Below are 16,550 nucleotides of genomic sequence, written 5' to 3' on the forward strand. Positions count from 1 at the left end.
CTAAAATTAAGAAATGAAAACTTTAAAAACAATCGCAATAGCTTTAATATTGTCATTTGTATTGATGGCACCCTCAAATGCACAGTCGAAAGTAGCACACGTCAACTCACAAGAGTTTGTTCAAGCCTTACCAAGTTATCAATCTGTAATGACAGAGCTGGATCAACGAGAAAAAACTTATCGTACTGAAATAGATGACTTGTTGAAGGAAGCTCAGAAAACAAACGAACGTTACCAAAGAGAAGCTGGCACGAAGACTGAAGAAGAAAATCAAAAGAGAGCGATGGAACTGCAAGAAATGCAACAATCCATCATGGAATACAGACAAACCGCTTCTGAAGATCTTCAGAAAAAACAAGAAGAACTCATGAGACCCGTCTTAGAAAGAGCAAGAGAGGTCATCCAACAAGTTGCTAGAGCAAAAGGCTATGACTATGTTTTAGATTCTTCACTTGGAGCAGGAGTCCTCATGGCAGACGGTTACGACTTGATGGCAGATGCTAAAACTGCTATTGGAGAATAATTAATTCACATTATATTTTTATAAAAAAAGACCATCTTTGTGATGGTCTTTTTTAGTTATATCCCTTATGTCTAAACACCCTGTTGTATTATTTGATTCTGGTGTCGGTGGTACATCCCTCCTTAAGGAAATTATCCACTTACTTCCTCGTGAAAATATAGTTTATCTGGCTGATAGTAAAAATGCTCCATACGGACTTCGAACAAGCCAAGATATCATCGACTTAAGTATTAAAAATACGGAGTTGGCTATTCAAATGAAGGCTAAGATGATCGTTGTGGCCTGTAATACAGCAACAACAAATGCTATTTCATTTTTAAGATCTAACTATTCTCTTCCTTTTATAGGAATAGAACCCGCCATAAAGCCCGCAGCTCTAAATTCAAAAGCAAAACGCATAGGTGTTCTAGCGACTAAAGGCACTTTAAGCAGTGAGTTATTTAAGCAGACCTCAGAGAGTTTTACCGAAGGTGTTAACGTCATTGAAGTGATTGGAAAAGGAATAGTGGAGGCTGTTGAGGGTGGCTGGACCAATGATGAGACGTTTATTAATAACCTGAATCAACAAATTCAACCTTTTATTAAAGAGGATATCGATTATTTGGTATTAGGGTGCACACACTTCCCCTACATAATTCCTAAACTTAGAGAATTACTTCCAAAGCATGTCACTCTTATCGATTCTGGAAGGGCAGTCGCTAAGCAAACCAAAACTATTTTGAGAGAAAAACATTTAAAGAATACAGATGATAGTTTTGGGGATATAAACATTTATACCAACACCGACAACTCTTCTCATCTTCAAGAATTGATGAAGGATTTTAGACATGTAAGTATTACCCGAAGGGAATTTTAATAGTTTACAGAGGGGCAGTTACACTTGTAACGCTTTCTATCTTCACCAAAATCATATCCTAAGGTAATCTGGTGGAAACCTCCTGTAGAAATGACATTCGAATTGGTTTGATACGTATAGGTATACGCTATCATAAATCGATTATAATTAAAGCCAAAAAAAGGTGACACATATTGGGGCTTTTGGGACTCTAGTTCAGAAGAGCCAGAAGCTGCAAAATCTATCCCATCTAAAGCGGCTCTGTAAGATAGCCCACCCAAAATTTGACCACTATTAAGTTGGTAATACGCCTTCGCATTGAAATCAATATTAGATTGATCAAGAGCTTCTCTATGCTGAAAAAAAAATGAAGGTTCAAATAACCAACGTGATTCTGATAAAATAATGGTATAACCAACGGAAGTCATATATTGCCTTTTATTTTTGGTTTCGAAAATTTCTGAAAAAACTCTACGCTGCTGTGGGAGTAGATTTTTAAAAGTTACATGAGCGAAAAAATTCAAAAAGAAATATGAAAACCCAATATCTGTATTAAATAAGGTCTCGGAACGTTGAGACCCATCTATGGAAGGGTCAGGATTAACTATAGTGTTTAGCCCTTCTTGGTCAAAGCGATCCTGAAGAATATTGGCACTAAATCCAAAAGAAAGTTGATGGAGATCTGCTGTAGATCTGGAAAACATCAAATGGTAAGCAAAAGTGGCAGTTACTCCCTGTTGTGAAAATCTTCCATTGGAGTCATTATAAAAAATCCCTCCAAGTCCTACTTTATCATTTATTCTCCCATTGACACTTAGCGTTTGTAAACTTGGGGCATCCTTTACATCTAACCACTGTTGCCTAGCTGTTAACCTCACTTTATTGTAGTTTGAAGCTCCAGCCATAGAAGGGTGAACCAAATAATAGTTGTCTGTTAAATAATCTGAGTAAATAGGTAAACTCAACCCTTGAGAAAAAGCAGTAAAAGAGAAAATAACGGATACTAGTATTGCTAAGCAATTACAACTTTTAGAAAAAATTAAAAAAAAGGAATTATTAAACAAAAGGATTTTAAAAGATTTAGTAAAATAAGAGAATCAACACAAATATAAATTTTAAAGTGTTATATAAATTTGTATAATCAAATTATTAATAGAAGCACAAAGTTGAAGCTTTGATTTTATTGTTTTGTAATTTTGCTCAAAAGAAAAATCATGCTAAATTACACGGTTGAAATTAAACCTACTAATAAACCCTCTATCCTTAAATTCGAATTCAATGAATTTTTGACCAAACAAAAGGGCTACGAATATCATAATATAGAAGAAGCGATGAAGTCTCCAATTGCTTCTCAGTTATTCTACTTACCCTTTGTTAAAACAGTTTATATTTCTCAAAACTTTATTGCTATTGAGAAATTTAATATTGTAGAGTGGGCGGATGTACAAAACGAGATCTCAGAACAGCTTCTAAAACATATAAATGATGGCGGTAAAATAGTCGATGAAAAAGAGGAAGACTCCGTCAGCAAAATTCCTGTGACCGTCTATGCAGAAAGCACTCCTAACCCTTCAGTGATAAAATTTGTCGCTAATAAAAAACTGGTGTTGGAGTCTGCCGAATTTAAAAGTATCGATGATGCAGAACTCTCTCCTCTTGCTCAAAAATTATTTCACTTTCCTTTTGTCAAAGAAATATTTATGGATGATAACTATATCTCCATCAATAAATACGACATGGCAGAGTGGGAAGAAATTACCAACGAGTTGAGAGGCTTTATAAAAGATTATCTCGAAGAGGGGGGAAAGATTTTAGAATCTGGAAAAGTCCAATCTAAAAAAACAGAGGCCCCTACTCCAGAAATTGACACTAGCAATCTTGACGATATTTCTAAAGAGATTGTACAAATTCTAGAAGAATATGTAAAACCAGCTGTTGCCAGCGATGGAGGAAACATCATGTTTAAGTCTTACAACGCCGAGTCAAAAGATGTGCAAGTCATTTTACAAGGAGCTTGTAGTGGCTGTCCATCCTCTACCATTACCTTAAAAAATGGTATTGAATCCATGCTTAAAGAAATGCTACAGGGTAAAGTAGACACCGTAACAGCCTTTAATGGTTAATTGAAGGAATTAACTATCAATTCGGCGGTTTTACGACTTGCTCCGACTCCGCCGAGCTTTGTTTTCAATTCTTTATACTCCTTTTGTAAGTCTTCGCGCTTGTTAAAATCTAAGACTTTATCCAATTCTTGATGAAGTTGTTTGACATTGAAATTACTTTGGATGAGTTCTTTAACTACTTCGCGATCCATTATTAAATTTACCAAAGAGATAAAGCGCAAATTGACGATTTGTTTAGCAATTAAATAGGACACAGCATTTGCTTTATAACAAACCACTTCTGGCACTTCAAACAAAGCGGCTTCTAAAGTTGCAGTGCCCGATGTAACAAGAGCTGCATGAGCTTGACTCAATAAGTTATAAGTGTCGTTTTCTATTAATTTCACTTCTGAATTGGATACAATCGACTTATAAAATTCTTCATCTTGGCTTGGTGCTCCCGCAATAACAAATTGGAAAGACGGATAATGTTCTACTACTGAAAGCATAACCGATAGCATTTTAGAGATTTCTTGCTTTCTACTTCCCGGTAACAAAGCAATGATAGGTTTATCTTCCAATTTATGCTTAAGCTTAAAGGCTTCAAAACTGATGTCTTTTCGTTTTTCAATTTGATCTAACAAAGGGTGGCCTACGAAATGAACCGGAAAATCATGCCTATTCTCATAAAAGTCTTTTTCAAAAGGCAAAATCACATACATATGATCTACATCTCTTTTTATCGCTTTAATGCGGCTTTCTTTCCACGCCCATATTTGTGGAGAAATATAATAATGTGTTGCAAACCCTAATTCTTTAGCCCATTGAGCAATTCTCATATTAAAACCGGGGTAATCTATAAAAATGATAGCGTCAGGTTGATATTCTAATATATCGACTTTACAAAAATTAATATTCTTGAAAATAGTTTTAAGGTTAGTGATCACCTCCCAAAACCCCATAAAAGCGAGTTCTCTATAGTGTTTAACAAGTGTACCACCAACGTCTGCCATGAGGTCACCTCCCCAAAACCTAAAATCTGCTGAGGTATCTTTTTCTTGTAGGGCTTGCATTAAATTGGAAGCATGCAGATCTCCAGATGCTTCTCCTGCTATAATATAATATTTCATGAACTCAATTTACCTTGCTACAATAGCGAAATTACAATAAATTAAGCATTACTCCTCGGGGGAATGCTAACTTCCCCCTTCAAAGTTCCTATGGGATTTGTTACCTTTGCATAACTTTTTTAGATAAGATTTTATGATTCAATCGATGACCGGATACGGTAAAAGCAAATTGGAAGTAGCTGGCAAAACTTTTGTGGCAGAACTCAAATCTCTCAATAGTAAGCATCTAGATGCTAACGTAAGACTACCTTCAGAACTTAGAGAACTCGAACTTCCCCTTAGAAATAGATTATCAAAAGCACTTGGCCGCGGTAAAGTAGACTTGTCTCTACAGGTAGAAAAACATGAAGCAGAAAGCTCTGCGAAGATAAATATCAAAGTAGTTGAAAGTTATCTGAGTCAACTTCAGCAATTCCCATCGTCAACCAATGGAGACGACAACCGTTTGTTACAAATTGCAATGTCAATGCCAAACGCCTTGAGTTCAGAAAAAAATGAGCTAGAAAAAGAGGATTCTGAAGCGGTTTATAAAGTTTTGGAAATGGCTTTAGAACAGATTAATCAATTTAGAACCGATGAGGGAGAGGTTTTAAAAAAAGACTTTGAGCTTCGCATCGATAACCTCACAGAATTACTTTTAAAAGTAAAAGATATCGATCCCGAACGCATTGCCCACGTGAAGTCTAGATTGCGAAAAGGGATTGAGGATCTAAAGGAAAAAGTGGATGAAAACCGTTTCGAACAAGAATTGATTTATTACATAGAAAAATACGATATCACCGAAGAGAAAACAAGACTAGACAACCATCTAGATTATTTCAATAAAGCGTTAAACTCTTCAGATTCTAACGGAAGAAAATTAAATTTTATTTGCCAGGAAATAGGAAGAGAGATCAATACCATAGGTAGTAAGTCCAACTTTGCTCCAATGCAAAAAGCCGTTGTACAAATGAAGGATGAGCTAGAAAAAATAAAGGAGCAACTCCTTAACGTATTATAAGTATGGGCGAATCAAAACAGGGTAAACTCATTGTATTTTCTGCTCCATCTGGATCTGGCAAAACCACTATTGTAAAACATCTCTTAAGCAAAGAGGATCTAAATCTAGAGTTTTCGATTTCTGCAACCTCTAGATCACCAAGAGAAGATGAAGTCGACGGAAAAGATTATTATTTTATGGATTTGAAGGCGTTCAAATCCTATATTAAAAACGAGGATTTTTTGGAATGGGAAGAGGTTTACAGAGATAACTTTTACGGAACCTTAAATTCTGAGATAGATAGAATTTGGGCCATGGGAAAACATGTGGTTTTTGATATAGACGTTGTGGGGGGTTTGGATATTAAACGTATTTATCCCACACAAACCTTAGCGGTATTCGTTGAACCTCCAAGTATCGAAGAACTTAAAATCCGACTTAAAAAAAGAAAAACAGAGTCTGAAGATCGCATTGCCATGCGTGTTGCAAAAGCCTCTATTGAAATGGCCACCGCTCCACAGTTTGACCATATTATAGTCAATGAAGATTTGGATAAAGCTCTGGACGAAGCTTACCACTTAGTAAAAGATTTTATTCAGTAGATATGAAAAAAGTTGGTCTTTACTTTGGAACGTTCAATCCTTTTCACATCGGGCATTTGATTATTGCAAATCATTTGGTAGAACATACAGACATGGATGAGGTTTGGCTTGTTATTACTCCACAAAGCCCGTTTAAAAAGAAAAAAAATCTTTTAGAAAATCATCATAGATTAGAGTTGGTTTACCGAGGCACAGAGGATTATGAAAAATTAAAACCTTGCGATGTGGAATTTAACTTACCTCAACCAAGTTATACCTCCAAGACGCTAGCAGAACTCAAAGATTCGTATCCAGACTTAGACTTTTCTTTGATTATGGGAGAGGATAATTTGGTAAATTTCCATAAATGGAGAAATTTCCAAAATATTTTGGACAACCATGAGATCTATATTTGTCCACGACACACCAAATCTGAAGTTCCTGAACAGTTCTTGAATCATCCAAAAATCAATATCACCACCACTCCTCAAATGGAAATCTCTTCAACGCTAATAAGGGAAATGATAAAATCTGGTAAAAATACACGCCCTCTTCTTCAGCACAAAGTCTGGGAATATATGGATGAGATGAATTTTTATAAATAAGCAGAAAGCCTATGCTCGACTTAAAGGTATTTTCCTCCAAGAGTAAATGTGATTATCTTTAAGATTTTTTAAATTAACTCTAGAACATAAAAATTAAGATATAGACACTAAAACAAAATATATGACTAATTCTAATCCGAATTTTGGCGTTATAGGTGGTGGAAGCTGGGCTACCGCAATAGTAAAAATGCTATGTGAAAATGTATCGCAAGTGAACTGGTATATGAGAAACAAAGAAGTCATAACCCACATTGAGAAAGAGCACCACAACCCAAATTACCTTAGCGCCGTAGAATTTGACCCAAAGCAAATCAACTTATCCGATAACATCAATAAGGTCATTCAGGAATCAGATTTTCTAATCTTCGTTGTGCCTTCAGCCTTTTTAAAAAAAGAACTTGATAAAGTGACGGTCAGTTTAAAAGACAAAATCATATTTAGTGCTATAAAAGGGATTGTTCCAGAATCTCAGAGTTTGGTTGGGGAACATTTTCATCATGAATATGACATCCCTTTCGACAAAATTGGGGTGATCACGGGACCCTGCCATGCGGAAGAAGTCGCTTTAGAACGCCTTTCTTATTTAACCTTGGCCTGTGCCAACGACGATCATGCCAATACCTTAGCAAAGTACTTAAGAAGTGACTATATAAAATGCAATATTTCTGAAGACATTATCGGTACAGAGTATGCTGCTGTACTCAAAAATATTTATGCTATTGCTGCAGGAATTGCTCATGGCTTAGGCTATGGTGATAATTTCCAAAGTGTCTTGATGAGTAATGCAATACGGGAGATGAAACGCTTCATCAAAAAACGCTATAAGTTGAAACGGAATATCAACGATTCTGCGTATTTAGGAGATTTGTTAGTCACAGGATATTCAGTCTTTAGCCGTAATCGCTATTTTGGAAATATGATAGGAAAGGGCTATACGGTAAAAAGTGCTCAAATGGAAATGAGCATGATCGCAGAAGGATATTATGCCACTAACTCGGCTTACGAAATCAGTAAATCTTACGGAAATAAAAAACCCAAAACTCCTATTATCAACTCCGTTTATAAAGTTTTATATGAAGGTGAAAATCCAAAAGAAGTCTTTACCAAACTAGCTGATAAGCTAAACTAACCTTTACTTTACTATGAATTCTATTTTAAAAGGAGGGCTTCTAGTCGCTCTTGGTGCTTCCTGTTACGGTTTGCTTACTACTTTTGTGAAACTGGCTTACGAGGAGCAGTACACTCCTTACGAAGTGACCTTTGCTCAGCTTCTTATTGGCTTTATTGCTTTGGTTATTTTAAATCTCTTTCTAAAGAAAAGTGAGCCTCCTATAAAGGACTCAAAACTGAGACGGAAGACTATTTTATATCTTGTCCTCTCTGGGACGTCTCTTGGGTTTACGAGCATATTTTATTATTTAGCTATTCAATACATCACTGTTTCTGTTGGCATTGTCTTGTTGATGCAAAGCGTATGGATAGGCGTTGTTTTGGATGGAATTATCAATAAGATAAAGCCTACTAAAAGAAAGATTTTTTCGGTTATCCTTATTTTAATAGGTACTGTTTTGGCGGCAGATTTACTTATAGAAAAACAAGAGGTAGATTTCGCAGGAATTGGATACGGCATACTCGCCGCCTTGTCTTATACGGTTACTATTATGACATCCAATAGTGTTGGGCTTCAATATCACCCTATTACTCGAAGCAAATGGATGATGCTCGGAGGGCTCCTTGTTGTTTCTGTGATTACACTTCCAGAACTTATAAACTATATGGACTTTGGCATTTTTATAGTATGGGGACCAATTCTCGCTCTATTTGGAACCATTTTACCGCCCTTATTTTTTACAGCAGGTATGCCAAAAATAAATGTAGGTCTAGGCGCCATCATTTCTTCCATAGAGTTACCTGTAGCTGTTTTAATGGGCTATTTTGTCTTACAAGAAGAGCAAAATCTTTATAAATGGATTGGAATTGCTCTCATTTTATCATCTATAGTATTGATGAATTTGAGAAAAGTTAAAAAGAATCCCCTTTAACGCCAAATTAATCTGCTATGATTCCTTTTGAATTTAATAAGGGTAAATCTACAACCACTTCCGGTTTCAGAGAGAATCTTGAAAACCTGAAATCCTTATGGAGGAGCTTTCCTTCTAAAAAATAAGTCACTTGAAAAATATTATCTAATGCTAAAACATCGTCATGAAGAAACTCGAGTTTAGCGAACGACTTAATGGGAAGAACCTCTAAATTCTTCCTTAAAATAGAAGTTGTTTTCGAGTTGCTTTCTCCTTTGGAAACAACTAAAACCGTCTCTAAAGGCTCGGTATTATCGTTGACGAGATAAATAGTCCATTCGTCTACTTTAAAGATAGGATTGAACTCATAAGAGGCAACAATGTAGACGTTTTTTACTTTTGGAATATCCCTGTCGATGTCTTTTTTCATGTTGAAAAATTTACAATGACGATTTAAACTGTTTAAGGAAGCGAACATCATTTTCATAAAACATACGGATATCGCCAATTTGATAAAGCAACATGGCTATTCGCTCTATACCCATACCAAAGGCAAAACCACTATACTCTTTAGGATCAATATCACAATTTCTTAAAACATTTGGATCCACCATTCCACATCCCATAATTTCTAACCACCCAGTCCCCTTGGTAATTCTATAATCGGTTTCTGTTTCCAGTCCCCAATAAATATCCACTTCTGCACTAGGTTCAGTAAAGGGGAAGTAAGACGGTCTTAACCGAATTTTGGACTTACCAAACAACTCTTGTGTAAAATAAATCAAAGTTTGCTTCAAGTCTTTAAAAGATACATTTTTATCAATGTACAAACCTTCTACTTGATGAAATATACAATGAGACCGAGCTGAAATGTCTTCATTCCTAAAGACTCTTCCTGGAGAAATGGTTCGTATAGGAGGCTCATTGTTTTCCATATACCTCACTTGGACGCTCGAGGTGTGAGTTCTTAACAAAATATCTTTAGGATCAGTTTGGATAAAAAAGGTGTCCTGCATATCCCGAGCAGGGTGGTATTCTGGTAGGTTTAAGGCAGAGAAATTATGCCAATCGTCTTCAACTTCAGGTCCTTCAGAAACGTTAAACCCAATATTGGAAAATATGGTTGTGATTCTATTTTTGACTAGAGAAATAGGGTGTCTCGCCCCAATTTCAAGAGGCTCCCCAGGTCTTGAGAGGTCGCCGTATAGCCCTTTATCCTCAATTTTTGAGGCAATTTCAGATTTCAGTTGCTCCACTTTTGATTGAGCTGAAACTTTCAACTCATTTATCGTTTTCCCAAACTCTTTCTTTTGTTCAGTAGGCACATTTTTAAATTCAGCAAAAAAGGCATTCAGAATTCCTTTTTTTCCTAAATACTGAATTCTAAATTGCTCTAAATCTTCTGTTTTATCTGTTGTAAAGCGCTCAACATCATGTATATGCGCCTTTATCTTATCTATCATACTGTTTGGTAAAATGAATTTGCAAATTTATAAAAAAAAGCAGCATGTTCCCCATAAAAAATATTAATTACTCAGCATACTATTCTATATACTCTCGTTTAAGAAAATAAGATACCAAGGCTTCTTTCATGAGTACCGTTTGTTCTCCTGCTTTTAAAACTGGAAGTTTTGAAATGTTATTGAAATGTGGCCAGCCATCTTCATCAACAAAGTCAAATTCATAGAATCCATAGGGCTCTAGAAGTGTACAGATACCGATGTGAATCAAATTAACTTTATCGTCTTTTTTAAATTTATCTTGTGGTCTGCCTAACTCCTGGACTCCTACTAAGTATATAATGGCATCGAGCTGCATCAAATCTCCATCTGCAAACTGTTCGGATAATGCATTTTGAAGGGATTCCCAACGTTTTTTAAGTAATTCATCTCTCATACCACAAAGGTAAATGCTTTCATCGATTTGATTATATTTGACGACATGAATATAGTGGACATTATTCTTGGTGTTTTGCTTCTCATAGGTCTTGTAAGAGGATTCCGGAGAGGCTTTATTTTAGAGCTTACTGGAATCATCGGTTTAATAGCGGGGATCTTTGGCGCTTTGGAATATAGTTACATTACAGAAAGTTATCTTACTCGATGGACAGACTTGTCGACCTCCAACATAGAGATTATTGGTTTTTTTATAAGTTTCCTAATCATAACGCTCGCCGTATCAATTTTGGGTAAGATTTTGACTAAAATAATACATACAATAGCTTTAGGAATGGTCAATCGACTACTAGGAGCATTATTTGGAGTGGTTAAAACAGGCTTATTCATTTTTATTTTGATATTAATTTTTGAGTATATCAATGCTGATGAAAGGTTTCTTGCAGCAACCAAATTTCAGGACTCTTTTATTGTGTCGACTATAAAAGAAGTGAGCTCTGCTCTTATACCTTCTTTGGAGGAATTAATAGAAACGAGTAATTTGTTGGATACTACTGATGAAGCATAAAACACTTGCGAAAATAACTTTTAAGGGTTTGTCTTAAAAAATTAAAAGTCAGATTAATACCAAATTAAACCTATCATGTCGCAATAAATCGTTTTACCGAAACGAATTTGGCACAAGCCTTTTACGCTTGCTTTTTATGAAAAATAATTCAATTTATTTATACGACATTATAAATTTAATTTGATAAAGACAGTAATTCTACTTTACCAGATTGAAGAGAATAAACTCCTCCTATAATCTTTATGTCTCCTTTATCCTCCATATCTTTTAAAATAGGACTTTTTTCACGAACTCTTTGCATTGTTAACCGCACGTTTTTTTCGACCACATCATGAACAAATTTTTTATTGGTAGAATCTCTCTTACCTTCCGTTTTGACGGCTTCTACAGCTGGTTTTATATTGCTTAATAGATGAGTGATGTTTCCTAATTCTATTCCATCACAAGCTGCGCTTACTGCTCCACAGCTCTCGTGACCCATCACAAAAACAAGCTTACTCCCCGCCACTTTACAAGCATACTCCATACTTCCAAGAATATCTTTATTTTCAAAATTTCCCGCAACTCTAGCGACAAAAATATCACCTATACCCTGATCGAAAACTGTTTCCACAGGAACACGGCTATCGACACAGGATAGAATAACAGCTTTAGGATATTGACCAACAGTAGCACTTACCTTTAAGGCGTTGTAATCTCTAGAATGAAAGTTATCTGATGTAAACCGATTATTTCCTTCTATCAGATCATTTAAGACTTCATCTGGAGTAAGGGCCTCTTGCTCTAATTTAGTAATAATTTTATTTAATCCCATAATTAGTAGTTTGACTTTAGGTTAAAAAATTTCTGATAGCTGTCTGGATTTTCGAATTTCCCTCGGTCTGAAATAATGGTTATATAAATATCCCTATTTTTAGCTTTGGTCTTAAAATCTTCAAGAATTTCTAAAATATCGTAATCCAGATATTTAGATTTTCTGATATCAATTTCAACATTGGAATGCGATGCAATATCATTAAGAGATTTTAAGATTGCCCCTTTATTGAAAAACGTAACTTCTTCAGCAAAAGTCATTTTTACAAGTTTCCCATCACCCGTCTTATCTTCTACATTTAAGAAATGTGAGTTTTTATAACTATTAATGAGAATTACAATTAGACCTACAACAAGGCCTAAACCTATTCCTGTGAGCAAATCACTTAAAACGATACCTCCTACAGTCACCATAAAAGGTAAAAACTGAGTTTTTCCAAGCTTAAACATCTTTACGAATAAAGAAGGTTTCGCTAGCTTATAGCCTACAATAAATAAGACTCCTGCGAGAACTGCTAATGGGATGAGGTTGAGTAAATCTGGGATAAAAACGACTGCGAGAAGCAACCATACAGCATGTAATATTCCAGATAATTTGGTACGCCCTCCAGATTGGATGTTGGCAGAACTTCTTACAATCACTTGAGTAATGGGTAAGCCTCCTATAAAACCCGAGAGCATATTTCCTGTTCCTTGAGCAATCAATTCTCTATTTGTTGGTGTTACTCGCTTTCTAGGATCAAGCTTATCTGTTGCTTCGACACTTAGCAAAGTTTCCAAACTAGCCACAACTGCAATTGTAAACCCGACAACCCAAACTTCAGTGCTTGTGATAATCGAGAAATCTGGAAAAGTGAATTGAGTAATGAAATCTGAAAAACTACTAGGTACAGGAACTGAAACTAGATTGGAATCTGTAATTCCAAATACACTGTCGTCTTCTATAAATAACTTATAAAGAATCCCTGCAATAACGGCGACTAAGGGACCTGGGACTACTTTAAAAAAGTGATGTTTTTTTTCTAAAACACTAGACCAAAATAACATAATCCCAATACTGATTAGTGTAATGCTTAGGGTCCCTATGGAGAGGCCTTCCCAAGCTAGGATGATATTATCTATCATCACCTTTATACTATAATGAAAAAAATCATAACTATCTGGTAAGCCAAAAGCAACTGAGAATTGCTTTAAAAAAATGATAATACCAATTCCTGCTAGCATTCCCTTTATGACTGAGGATGGGAAATAGTATCCTATGACTCCAGCTTTTAAGATGCCTAATAAAATTTGAATAGCTCCTCCTATCACCACAGCAACTAAGAAGTACTCATATTTGCCTAAGCTTGCGATTGCACTTAATACTATGACTGCCAGACCCGCTGCTGGACCGCTTACGCCTACTGAAGATCCACTTATGGAACCCACGACAATACCTCCTATTATACCAGCTATAACTCCAGCAAAAAGGGGAGCCCCACTAGCTAATGCAATACCCAAACATAAGGGTAGTGCTACAAAAAAGACAACTACACTAGAGGGTAGGTCTTTGTTTAAATGTTTAAACATAAAATTGATTTGTCCATGCTCCTTTAAAAAAGAACATTTATTGATTTAATAAATAATTGAAAAAAATGGCGAATTCAATTATAAAAAATCAGGAGGTGGACAGACTATTTTTTGATGAATAGCTTCGTAGTTCAAAAGGTAAGGTGTCGTTGAACTGGATGTGTCTCTATATATAGAACCCGCGGTCATTAAGTTATGATCAATGATGTAGTCACTAAAAGATACATTATTTTTTTCTGAGTTTTCTTCCTCATTAGCATTGAATACAAAACTAATGTCCACATCACTTTCTACCGATATCATCAACAAAGTAGGAGTGATAATAAGGTTAGAAAAGGAAAAAATAAGTATAAATAATTTTAATCTCATATATAGCGTAAATATATAGATTAATTATAGAAATAGGAGGACTAGCTAATGTTATAGTTTTTTTAAAATTAAAGTCTTGACCCAGCCTTTAGACCCGTCGGAGAGTTCTATTTGAGTAAAGTCCCTAAAGGTAGAGCCTGTACTTACTTTACTTCCTTTGTTCATTTGAAAATTAACATCGCTTCTTGAGTTAGGCTCTACACGGACTTGTACTTGATCTTCAAAAATAATGGCAAAGGACTGCTCTCCTAAAAATTGATTTTGGAAACGTCCAAAAAGCAAACTAGTTATTCCGAACACTAAAAATAAAATTGAAATAAAAAAGTTGATGCGTTTTTTACGAGTGGTCCCAGACCTGAAATACAACACCATAAAAAAACCAAAACACAAAGAAAAAATGACACTTACCCAAGCCCAAGTATCCACCTTTAGCAGATGTGTAGTCGTATAGACCATGGTGTTTAAATTGGACTCTGGTACGTTTTCAATCTTATCGATAGTTTGGGTGTTGGCAATCTCAAGATTTTCTCTCACCTCTTGGTCTGCAGGGTTGAGTTGAAGTGCTTTTTCATAATGAAATATAGCATTGGCCAAATCATTCTGTTTAAAATAAGCGTTCCCCAAATTGAAGTATAATTCAGTTGAAACTAAACCCTCATCCAATAAACTAGTGTATAGCTCGACAGCTTTAGGAAATTGATCGTCGGCAAAAGCATCGTTTGCTTTTTCAAAAGTATCTTCAAACTGAGAAAACCCAGTATAACTGATGAGTCCTATTAATAGGTAGAGATAGTATGTCATATTAAACTTCTTTATCAATTTCAGAAATCACTTTTGCTGCTTTTTCAAAATCAGCCTGCATATCCTTAGCCACTGAAGGCGTATACCTAGCCAATTCACAATTTTCAAGAAGTTTTAAAAATTGAGTAGTCGTTTCTTGAGAAATGCCATTCGCACTTAAGAGCTCTTGAATTTTATCTTTATGCATTTCTAAAGTCTGGATTTTCAATTTAGCTTTTAGATAATTATGAAAAGCTCTTTCTAAGGCTTCATAAAACAGCTGAGAAGTTCCTAAATTCTTTTTAGCTTCAGATAAATAACGCTTAGCCAACTTGTTCGCTCTTTTTTGTAGTAATTGATTCTGATCTGTTTCTCTGTTTTTTACTTTCCCAAAAATCAGCATAAACGGTATCGCTAAAAAAGGGGTAATAAATAATGTCCAGTATAATGGAGACTGGAAAAACATTGGATTATCCTTTTGCTTCAGGCTGGTCTTCAACTTTATATAATTGAAGTTGTTCTTAGAGGATATTATATTTTGAGCTTTAGCGTTATCACCCCCTGAAGTCGTTATAGTTTCTCTCGGCCGCTCTGGTCCCGAATTGACTTTTATAGAAATAGGACTAGAATTTAAAGTCACGTAAAATTCAGTTCTTGGATTGAAATAAGAAAAAGGGACAGGTTGTATGGTATAATCTCCCTTGAATTCTGGAATCACAGTGTATTTTTCACTCACTCTACCCTGCATACCTAAACTCGACGTTCTTACGCTTTCTTGACGCTCCGGCTCATACAGTTCAAATGAAGATGGCGTGCGAATTACCGGCATATTAAACAGTTTCAAATTTCCTTTTCCACTCACTTCTGAAGTCAACTCCAAAGACATTTGGGCATCTAGTTCTTGTCTGTTAGCTTTTAGTTTAAAATCAAACTCACCTACTGCACCAGAGAAATTTACAGGCTTTCCCTCTTCTGGAAGAGGTTTCACATCTACAATTCGAGTATTGGCAGAAAAATTCTTTTCGACGACCTCGTAAGTTCGTCTTCCAAAAAAATCCCTTTGGTCTGTAGGGACTTCTACAGAAACAGCTAGCGATAGGGGCTCAATTTTCAACTCCCCTGTTCTTTGAGGATAAAGAACTGTTTTACGAAGTTCGACATAACGATAAGGCTGTCCACCAAATTCTCCTTGTTTCAGTTCTAATTGATCAATATTGATATTTTGACTCCAAAAGCCTTCAAATTTAGGATCATCCAAAGGTCTCCAGTTTCTAATGTTCACCGTAGGACTCAAAAAAAGTTTGTACACCACATAAATCCCTTCGTTGAGGTAGGGTTTGTATTTACTCACTTCTGCTATGAGATGTATGCCGTCACCCGCCTCGGCAACCGCTTTAGATTGATTGGGGGTATCGACTGCAGCAGTAACTTCTATTTGAATTGGTGAGGTCTTATAGACTTGACCCTTTACTGTAATTTCCGCTTGGCCAATAGTAATAGTCCCTCTTTTCTCTGGCTGAAAGAGATACGTAAACGTTTTTTGAAATGAACTCTGACCATTTTTCCAGGATTGAGAAAAAGATTGGTTAGGGCCTCCAATTCTTCGTAGACCGCTGAAATTTGGAGGTATAAAATTGTCCCCGTTAGCATCTACGGTAAAATCAACTTTTAAACGCTCGTTTATTCCAATTTTCGTTCTACTAGCTTCTGCCGTAAAAGTAACTTGAGCTAACGAGGTTAGCCCTATTAAAAACAACATTAAGAATGTTACACTTTTCAT

At 35.7% G+C, this 16,550-nt stretch carries 19 protein-coding genes; 9 read left to right on the plus strand and 10 right to left on the minus strand.

From position 1 onward, the window contains the following. Nucleotides 1-13 precede the first annotated feature (13 nt). Nucleotides 14-523 (plus strand): OmpH/Skp family outer membrane protein, encoded by a 510-nt coding sequence (locus tag CXF67_RS11850; protein WP_102088933.1) that lies wholly within the window; start codon nucleotides 14-16, stop codon nucleotides 521-523. 67 nt (nucleotides 524-590) lie between these two features. Further along, complete coding sequence (murI, locus tag CXF67_RS11855; RefSeq protein WP_102088934.1) at nucleotides 591-1,379, plus strand: glutamate racemase; 789 nt, start codon at nucleotides 591-593, stop codon at nucleotides 1,377-1,379. Here the strand turns inward: murI and CXF67_RS11860 are convergent. Then, complete coding sequence (locus CXF67_RS11860; RefSeq protein WP_102088935.1) at nucleotides 1,376-2,422, minus strand: PorP/SprF family type IX secretion system membrane protein; 1,047 nt, start codon at nucleotides 2,420-2,422, stop codon at nucleotides 1,376-1,378. The two genes, murI and CXF67_RS11860, sit on opposite strands and share 4 nt — an antisense overlap. Before the next feature lie 150 nt (nucleotides 2,423-2,572). Here CXF67_RS11860 and CXF67_RS11865 point away from each other — a divergent pair, with 150 nt between their 5' ends. Then, nucleotides 2,573-3,481, plus strand: a complete 909-nt coding sequence (locus tag CXF67_RS11865) for a NifU family protein (protein ID WP_102088936.1) — start codon at nucleotides 2,573-2,575, stop codon at nucleotides 3,479-3,481. On the opposite strand, the gene lpxB is transcribed toward CXF67_RS11865, so the two are convergent. Then, the gene (gene lpxB / locus CXF67_RS11870; RefSeq protein ID WP_102088937.1) at nucleotides 3,478-4,590 is read right to left on the minus strand and encodes a lipid-A-disaccharide synthase; all 1,113 of its coding nucleotides are present in this window, start codon (nucleotides 4,588-4,590) and stop codon (nucleotides 3,478-3,480) included. The two genes, CXF67_RS11865 and lpxB, sit on opposite strands and share 4 nt — an antisense overlap. Nucleotides 4,591-4,723: 133 nt before the next feature. Between lpxB and CXF67_RS11875 the strand changes: the two genes are divergently transcribed. The 5 genes from CXF67_RS11875 (at nucleotide 4,724) to CXF67_RS11895 (ending at nucleotide 8,797) form a co-directional block, all read left to right on the plus strand. After that, a complete protein-coding gene (locus CXF67_RS11875; RefSeq protein WP_102088938.1) occupies nucleotides 4,724-5,590 on the plus strand; it encodes a YicC/YloC family endoribonuclease in 867 nt (288 codons plus the stop codon). A gap of 2 nt (nucleotides 5,591-5,592) precedes the next feature. Continuing rightward, on the plus strand, nucleotides 5,593-6,171 hold the full coding sequence (gene gmk, locus CXF67_RS11880; protein WP_102088939.1) for a guanylate kinase: 579 nt from the start codon (nucleotides 5,593-5,595) through the stop codon (nucleotides 6,169-6,171). Nucleotides 6,172-6,173: 2 nt separating this feature from the next. Beyond that, nucleotides 6,174-6,755, plus strand: a complete 582-nt coding sequence (gene nadD, locus CXF67_RS11885; protein ID WP_102088940.1) for a nicotinate (nicotinamide) nucleotide adenylyltransferase — start codon at nucleotides 6,174-6,176, stop codon at nucleotides 6,753-6,755. A 121-nt stretch (nucleotides 6,756-6,876) separates the two neighbouring features. Further along, nucleotides 6,877-7,884, plus strand: coding sequence for an NAD(P)H-dependent glycerol-3-phosphate dehydrogenase (locus CXF67_RS11890; protein WP_102088941.1), 1,008 nt, complete (start codon nucleotides 6,877-6,879; stop codon nucleotides 7,882-7,884). Between the two features lie 13 nt (nucleotides 7,885-7,897). After that, complete coding sequence (locus CXF67_RS11895; protein ID WP_102088942.1) at nucleotides 7,898-8,797, plus strand: EamA family transporter; 900 nt, start codon at nucleotides 7,898-7,900, stop codon at nucleotides 8,795-8,797. Nucleotides 8,798-8,804: 7 nt separating this feature from the next. Here the strand turns inward: CXF67_RS11895 and CXF67_RS11900 are convergent, their stop codons facing one another. The 3 genes from CXF67_RS11900 to CXF67_RS11910 form a co-directional block, all read right to left on the minus strand. Continuing rightward, a complete protein-coding gene (locus CXF67_RS11900; protein ID WP_102088943.1) occupies nucleotides 8,805-9,206 on the minus strand; it encodes a hypothetical protein in 402 nt (133 codons plus the stop codon). 10 nt (nucleotides 9,207-9,216) lie between these two features. After that, entirely contained in the window at nucleotides 9,217-10,239 is a 1,023-nt protein-coding gene (gene pheS, locus CXF67_RS11905; RefSeq protein WP_102088944.1) for a phenylalanine--tRNA ligase subunit alpha, read from the minus strand. Nucleotides 10,240-10,318: 79 nt separating this feature from the next. Continuing rightward, nucleotides 10,319-10,672, minus strand: coding sequence for a hypothetical protein (locus tag CXF67_RS11910; protein ID WP_102088945.1), 354 nt, complete (start codon nucleotides 10,670-10,672; stop codon nucleotides 10,319-10,321). A gap of 45 nt (nucleotides 10,673-10,717) precedes the next feature. Between CXF67_RS11910 and CXF67_RS11915 the strand changes: the two genes are divergently transcribed. Beyond that, a complete protein-coding gene (locus CXF67_RS11915; RefSeq protein WP_102088946.1) occupies nucleotides 10,718-11,239 on the plus strand; it encodes a CvpA family protein in 522 nt (173 codons plus the stop codon). Between the two features lie 175 nt (nucleotides 11,240-11,414). On the opposite strand, the gene CXF67_RS11920 is transcribed toward CXF67_RS11915, so the two are convergent. The 5 genes from CXF67_RS11920 to CXF67_RS11940 all read right to left on the minus strand — a co-directional run bounded on the left by CXF67_RS11920 (nucleotide 11,415) and on the right by CXF67_RS11940 (nucleotide 16,550). Beyond that, nucleotides 11,415-12,053 (minus strand): carbonic anhydrase family protein, encoded by a 639-nt coding sequence (locus tag CXF67_RS11920; RefSeq protein WP_102088947.1) that lies wholly within the window; start codon nucleotides 12,051-12,053, stop codon nucleotides 11,415-11,417. A gap of 2 nt (nucleotides 12,054-12,055) precedes the next feature. After that, nucleotides 12,056-13,621, minus strand: a complete 1,566-nt coding sequence (locus tag CXF67_RS11925) for a SulP family inorganic anion transporter (RefSeq protein ID WP_102088948.1) — start codon at nucleotides 13,619-13,621, stop codon at nucleotides 12,056-12,058. A 78-nt stretch (nucleotides 13,622-13,699) separates the two neighbouring features. Continuing rightward, nucleotides 13,700-13,990: a hypothetical protein gene (locus CXF67_RS11930; protein WP_102088949.1), complete on the minus strand. Its 291-nt coding sequence runs from the start codon at nucleotides 13,988-13,990 to the stop codon at nucleotides 13,700-13,702. 51 nt (nucleotides 13,991-14,041) lie between these two features. Further along, the gene (locus CXF67_RS11935; RefSeq protein WP_102088970.1) at nucleotides 14,042-14,791 is read right to left on the minus strand and encodes a tetratricopeptide repeat protein; all 750 of its coding nucleotides are present in this window, start codon (nucleotides 14,789-14,791) and stop codon (nucleotides 14,042-14,044) included. 1 nt (nucleotide 14,792) lies between these two features. Beyond that, nucleotides 14,793-16,550 carry a BatD family protein gene (locus CXF67_RS11940; RefSeq protein WP_102088950.1) on the minus strand — a complete coding sequence of 586 codons (1,758 nt, stop codon included), beginning with the start codon at nucleotides 16,548-16,550 and terminating at the stop codon, nucleotides 14,793-14,795.

The sequence above is a fragment of the Psychroflexus sp. MES1-P1E genome (assembly GCF_002836055.1).
Taxonomy (GTDB): Bacteria; Bacteroidota; Bacteroidia; order Flavobacteriales; family Flavobacteriaceae; genus Psychroflexus.